The sequence below is a fragment of the Methylobacterium indicum genome (assembly GCF_001043895.1).
Taxonomy (GTDB): Bacteria; Pseudomonadota; Alphaproteobacteria; order Rhizobiales; family Beijerinckiaceae; genus Methylobacterium; species Methylobacterium indicum.
The window spans coordinates 1-5662 of the sequence record NZ_JTHF01000249.1; the positions used below are offsets into that span (position 1 = coordinate 1).

Annotated in this window: 3 protein-coding genes and 3 pseudogenes; 3 read left to right on the forward strand and 3 right to left on the reverse strand. The window is 62.8% G+C overall.

What is annotated here, in order from left to right; genetic code table 11:
* Positions 1-136: 136 nt before the first annotated feature.
* Positions 137-337, forward strand: a pseudogene (locus tag QR78_RS36260) (ISL3 family transposase); the annotation flags it as partial.
* A 108-nt stretch (positions 338-445) separates the two neighbouring features.
* Here QR78_RS36260 and QR78_RS36265 read toward each other — a convergent pair.
* Both QR78_RS36265 and QR78_RS25680 read right to left on the reverse strand, forming a co-directional pair.
* A pseudogene (locus QR78_RS36265) lies at positions 446-1072 on the reverse strand (ISL3 family transposase); the annotation flags it as partial.
* A 111-nt stretch (positions 1073-1183) separates the two neighbouring features.
* Positions 1184-1449: pseudogene (locus QR78_RS25680) on the reverse strand (transposase); the annotation flags it as partial.
* A 39-nt stretch (positions 1450-1488) separates the two neighbouring features.
* On the opposite strand from QR78_RS25680, the gene QR78_RS33200 reads away from it, so the two are divergent.
* Complete coding sequence (locus tag QR78_RS33200) at positions 1489-1872, forward strand: LysR substrate-binding domain-containing protein (RefSeq protein WP_158004077.1); 384 nt, start codon at positions 1489-1491, stop codon at positions 1870-1872.
* 147 nt (positions 1873-2019) lie between these two features.
* Here QR78_RS33200 and QR78_RS34415 read toward each other — a convergent pair whose 3' ends face one another.
* Entirely contained in the window at positions 2020-3219 is a 1200-nt protein-coding gene (locus QR78_RS34415) for a hypothetical protein (protein ID WP_125901376.1), read from the reverse strand.
* A gap of 1071 nt (positions 3220-4290) precedes the next feature.
* On the opposite strand from QR78_RS34415, the gene QR78_RS34420 reads away from it, so the two are divergent.
* Positions 4291-5487: a hypothetical protein gene (locus QR78_RS34420; protein ID WP_125901374.1), complete on the forward strand. Its 1197-nt coding sequence runs from the start codon at positions 4291-4293 to the stop codon at positions 5485-5487.
* The last annotated feature ends 175 nt before the right edge of the window (positions 5488-5662 follow it).

Consider the following 5662-nt stretch of genomic DNA (forward strand, 5'->3'; position numbering starts at 1 on the left):
GCAGGACGACACCGCGCGGGCCGTCACAGGCCTGGCCCGCCGCTTCACCGCACTCGTGCGCGCCGCCGGGAAGAGCAAGGCTGTGCCCGATGATCAGGACGCCGCTGCTGACCTCGCCGCCTGGATCACGAAGGCCCGGACCTGCGACGCTCCTGCCATCGCGACGTTCGCCTCGGGACTGGACGCGGACATCGCTGCCGTCCGGGCTGCTCTCATGGAGCCATGGAGTAGCGGCCAGGCGGAAGGCCAGGTCAACCGGCTCAAGCTCATCAAGCGCCAGTGCTATGGACGGGCCGGCATCGATCTCCTCAAGCGCCGCATGGTTCTGGCCGTCTGATCCACGCAAAGTGAGCAAGAACCACCGATCCGGGGCAATCCCAGGTTGCCAGCGATCGGCGACCTGTTGCGCCTGGGGAGCGCCAAGGCTTGCGCCTCGGGCGTACTCGGTCGAGCGATCCCGGGCGACGAGTTCGACGCCGGAGTGCCGTTCGAGCCAGCCGGCCACCGTGGGTGCCGTGCGATCCGGGAGGAGATCGACGACGCGGCGACGGTCGAGGTCGACGACGATCGTGCCGTAACGGCTGCCCTTCCTGATCGCCCAGTCGTCGATGCCGACCCGGATGGGAACCGGCGTGTCGGGCATCGGCATGCGGGTGATGAGCCGCAGCACGGTCGCGCGGCTGGCCGGCATGTGGAGATGCGCGAGAAGACGCGCGCCGCCTGCACCGCCGCAGGCGAGGCCGACCCTGGCCTGCGCCTCGCAGAGCCGCCGCGTGCGCCGGGCGCGCGGTGCGAGGAGGTCCGTAGGCGTCTGCGCGAAGGTTCGGCGTCGGCAGGTCGGGTTGCGGCAGTAGAACCGCCGCACCTCCATGCGGAGCTTGGTCTTCGATGTCGACAGCGGCAGGTCGGAGGGATGGCGGTGGTAGCGGCTATGGACGGACCAGCTCGCCTGCCCGCACTCGGGGCAGCAGCCTGTGACTGCGTCCAGTCGCACCGGGACGACGAGGTGATCGTCGTGTCGTTCGACGAGATGCGCAACGCGGCACTCGGGGATGGCGAAGGGAATGGTCATGCCTCCCACGATGGGGAGGGCGGATCAGACCATCATCGGCCCGAGGCGTTCCACCGCCATCCACGCAAAGTGAGCAAGAACCACAGAAACGGGGCAATCCCAATCTCAGTTTCCCCGAGCCGCCTGCAGGATCAGCTTGTCCAACGTCAGGTCGGCAATCGCCTTGCGAAGTCGCTGGTTCTCGATCTCGAAGTCCTTCATCCGCTGGACCTGATCCGTCTTCAGGCCGCCGAACTCCTTGCGCCAGCGGTAGTATTCACCTCGGTCACACCGAGGGCGCGGATCACGTCGGCCACGCTCTGGCCCTGCGCGATCAACACGTCCGCCTGCCGCAGCTTGGCGACCACATCCTCCGGCTTGGGCCGCTTCGTTCCCATCTGTCCGTCCTCGTCCTGGCCCGCAGGCCATGCCTCAGGGTGGACCACTTCAGTGGGGGCGGATCACTGGCAGGAGAATCCTTCGTCTCCCTGTCCCTGGAGGACGGGGCGCGGACCCGGGTCGACCGCGCCTTCGAAGCCGCCGGCATTCACCGCCAGATGATGCTCGAGACGCCGTTCGGCGCGACCATTTGCGCCCTGGTCGAGCAGGGGCTCGGCGTCGGTATCGTGAACCCGATCGCGGCCGACGACTATCGCCGCAGCGGTATCGCTTTCCGGCCGTTCCTGCCGGAAATCCCGTTCCACGGCCACGCCCTATTCCCGAGCCGCAACCTCAACAATCCGCTCATCGACGGATTCGTCTCTCTCGTGCGCGAGGAACTGGCGGGCTACGAGACAACGGCGGCCGGGCTCATGGCGTGACGGCGGTCGGTGATGGCGCGGGTAGTGGGGGCTTGCACCGGCGGCGTTCCGTGGAGCATCCGGGCGGTGCCGTATCATGCTCAGGTCTGCGACCAAGCCTTGGCCGCCCAACTCAAAACAAACGGCCGCCGAGAAACCCGGAGCGATTCACATCGATTCGTTGGTGACCTGCCGGATCCAGAGGGCGGCTTCGCCTGGGTGACGGTGGCGAGGTTCGGAAGTCGCTGATCGATGATCTCGGGGCAAGGTGTCGATCGCTCTTGGTGTCCGACCTGCCGCGGTCTGCGCTGTTTCTGATCCTGCTCGCGACAAAACCTTCTTCGACGATCCCCTCCCCGCTACCTCGCGTGTTCCCCCTGAGCCCATGCCGGTCGACATCGATGTTCCGTGCCGAGACGACCGACGCTGTGCCTGTCGCTCTGAGCGGATGCAGGCAATGCTCACGAGAATCGCGCTGAGGTGACGATCGAACTCTGTCGGCCCGGCATTCGCGGGTTGGCTCGAATCCCGCTGCGCTTCGCGGTCCCGCCGAAACGCCCGATCGAGTATGTCTTCAACCCCGAGAGCGAGAGCCCGGGGCTGAGCCGGTAGTGATAGCTCAACCCCGGGCTCTCGCGTCGTGAGCTGCCCCGCTGATCGTGATCCAGAGGCAGGCTCCCCGGTGTTCACAGCCTTGGCGTAACTCGTTTTAGATTCTTCCTTTATGGGTTTGGTGGGCGCAGATTCCTGCGTCGCCGTTTCGCGCAGAGACGTGATCGGCGCGCCAGCGTGTTTGAAGCGCGGCGGTTCGATGGCTTCGGTCAGACGGATCGGGGTGGCACCGGTCTTTGGGTCGATGGCGCCGCGGACGATATACCCGGCCTTTTCCAAGGCGGCGTAGTGAGCTTGGACGGTTCGCTGTGCGATTCCGAGGTCGCTGGCGACGAGGCAGGTCTGCTTCTTGAAAACACGCAGCTTCCCGCACCGCGCGATCAGATACAGGAGCGTCGTGCGTGCGCCGGGCGACACGAGATGGCTGATGAAGGGGTCGAGCGCGTGCCTGCGGACGTAGCGGATACCGACGATCCGGGTGCTCCTGGCACGATTCTCACGCGGAGACCGTCGACCGCGCGGCTTCACCCGCTTCTCATCGAAGCGGGAGGGGATTGCGTCGAACACTCCGCGGACCGCGCACCGGACGACGGCGACGCTTTCGCGCTCGAAGGCACTGACTTCGTCCTCGGTGCAGCGTCCGGCCTCGAACTCCTTGTAGAGCGTTTGACGCCAGAGATTGTGGACCCATGCGTCTTCCGGAAGCTCGTTCAGCAGCCGAAGCAGCTCTGGCTTGAAGGTCTGGGGGATGAGCATTGCGTCCGCTCCAAAGACGGTTTGATCGTCCTGAACGCATCGGGTGCCGGTTCGTCGTTCGATTCAAAGCATTTCTCATGAGGTTTTCGGGGCGCTTCGTAAGGTTTTCGGGGCGCGTCTCAGACCACGACTTAGGATGCTGAGTTTTTCGGGGCGTGATGTGAGGTTTTTGAGGCGCGATGATGCGCTGCCGGCGAACCGATTCGGGTGACGATCGGTAGAGAAGTAACGAGAGGGTAGACGGATACCCGCCGTGCGTGGCGCGTGCGGTCTGCCTGTACGTCACGGAAAGCCGCTCTCGGGCGCGGTCTCGCGTTCCAATCGCCTCCGTTCCGGCCCGTGGATCCCGAACGCTTGCGCAAGCTGAGGTTTTCGGGGCGAGGTCGTGTCTTCGGGGGGCGCCGACGACGATCGCTCCGCCGCTTGGCAGGATTGCCGCGACCGAGGTTTTCGGGGCGCGGTGGTCAGCGGGACGATAACGTCCGTGCTTTTTTGCAATGCCGGGAAAACGCCTGCACTGTCAGCGATATGACCCGATACCGCAGATCGCGCCCCAAATGACTCATGCCTTCCAGCTGGATCGCGCCCCAAATGACTCAGCCCATCCGGCTTGATCGCGCCCGAAATGACTCAGCTTCGCCAGCCGGGTCGCGCCCCGAATACCTCAGGGGCAGCAAGGGACCGAAGCGCCCGATTTCCCTCAGAGGCCCTTTCCTGCAGTGGTCTGACGAGTGGGACAGCGGGCCAGATGCTGCGACCATGAAAAGCTCGGCGCGTTTGCTGCTGTCGACCGACCAGGCCTCGTCCTCGCGGCATGAGCATCGCGCCCGAAATACCCCAGGAATGCCAAGGCCCCTGCGGCCAGCCTTGGGTATCGGCGACTCCCCGATAGCGCCCCGGATTTCCCAGCTCGGCATGGGACACCTGATCGCGCCCCGAATTCCTCAGCCTGGATCAAGGATCACGCCCTGAATACCTCGGTGTAAAACACGCATAACGCTCGGCTGCGGGACATTTGGCTTTGACTCGGCAGATGTCCCCCGATCCATTCAACCTCGGAGGTTTGATCCGATGAGCCTGAGTCGTGTTCCCGCCAAGCGAGCCAAGAACGGTCTGGACGCCGAGCAACCGGCCCAGTTCGCGTTTCTCGACAGCCCGTCCGGTCGGATGACGAAGAGCTTCGGCTTGTGGGATCTGACACCCTGGCAGGTGATCTATACGAGTGCCGAGCTACGGCAGGGTAATTATCTGGCATCGGTCGAGCGGACGTTCGAGGCAAGAGGGCATACCTATCGGCTCACGCTGAACCCCGCTCGTATCAATCGCAACGGCGTCAAGGTCGAAGAGTATCCTGGCGAACGCGAACACCTGATCGAGCTTGCAATTCGGAAGATTGCCATTCAGCAACGCAAGCTTAATCTGGAAGTCAGCGATAAAGATGTTGTTGCAATCAACCTGCAATTTTACGATCTGTATAAAGAGCTGCAATCGACAGGACATACTTTCGGATATAAGGAAATCGAGGAAGCTCTCGTTATCCTCAATACTGCCAAGGTAACTATTCAACGTACCGATTACGATGGTGATGGGGAACCCTGGGATCTCATGCTGGGGTCCGCGATCTTGCCCGTGATGAGGTTGCGAAAGGCTGGAGCCGCGAACAAGGATGAGCGCTCTTCCGTCTATATCCAGGTCAACCCGCTACTGGCTGAGGCGATACGGAACCTCGATTTTCATGATTTGAATTATGAGACATTGATGTCGTTAAAGCCGGTGTCGCGGTACATCTACAAGCGGCTCCAGCACGCCTTCGTCTTTGGCGAGAACAACGGATCCCCGACGCTGACGTTGGCAGCGTCGGCCGTGCGCGACGCTTGTGGGCTCAACTACTCCCGGTCCCGCAAGCTGTTCGAGGTGCTCGCAACCTGCTTCGAGGATCTGAAGCGGATGAAGCTGATCGAGTCGGTCACGGAAGAAGGAGTTTTTCAAGGCGAAGGTAAGCGCCGCTCGAAAATCGACGCGATGTATTGCATTCTTCCAAGTGCCGATTTTGCCGCTCAGGCCCTTCAAGCGCAGATGAACGTGGTGCGTAATATCGAGGCATTCGAGGTCATCAGCGGCGGCAAGCGTCCCAGCCAGGGCTGGATTCAATCGGCCGAGGATCCCAAGCAGGTCCGCGCCGGTCTGCGTACGAAACGGACAAACACTGCGGGGCAGACGTCGCTTCCTCTGCTTGAGCTCGTTGTCGCTGATCAGTCGACGACATAGATTTTGCGCCGACGACACATTCGACGCTGAACTCGGCTCATGCGATGTACGCAGTAAAAGAAAAATCTCGTGTGTAGCCTGCGCTTCAGGCGTACTGGCCCACCGTGTATTCCTGGCGCTGGCGTTAGCTCTTTCGCCCGATTCGAGACGGGGTTGTAGCCGCCGATGTGAAACT

What these genes read in the sequence shown, in the direction of transcription:
- QR78_RS34420 (WP_125901374.1), top strand. Translation starts at nt 4,291, where the DNA reads ATGAGCCTGAGTCGTGTTCCCGCCAAGCGAGCCAAGAACGGTCTGGAC.
- QR78_RS34415 (WP_125901376.1), bottom strand. Translation starts at nt 3,219, where the DNA reads ATGCTCATCCCCCAGACCTTCAAGCCAGAGCTGCTTCGGCTGCTGAAC.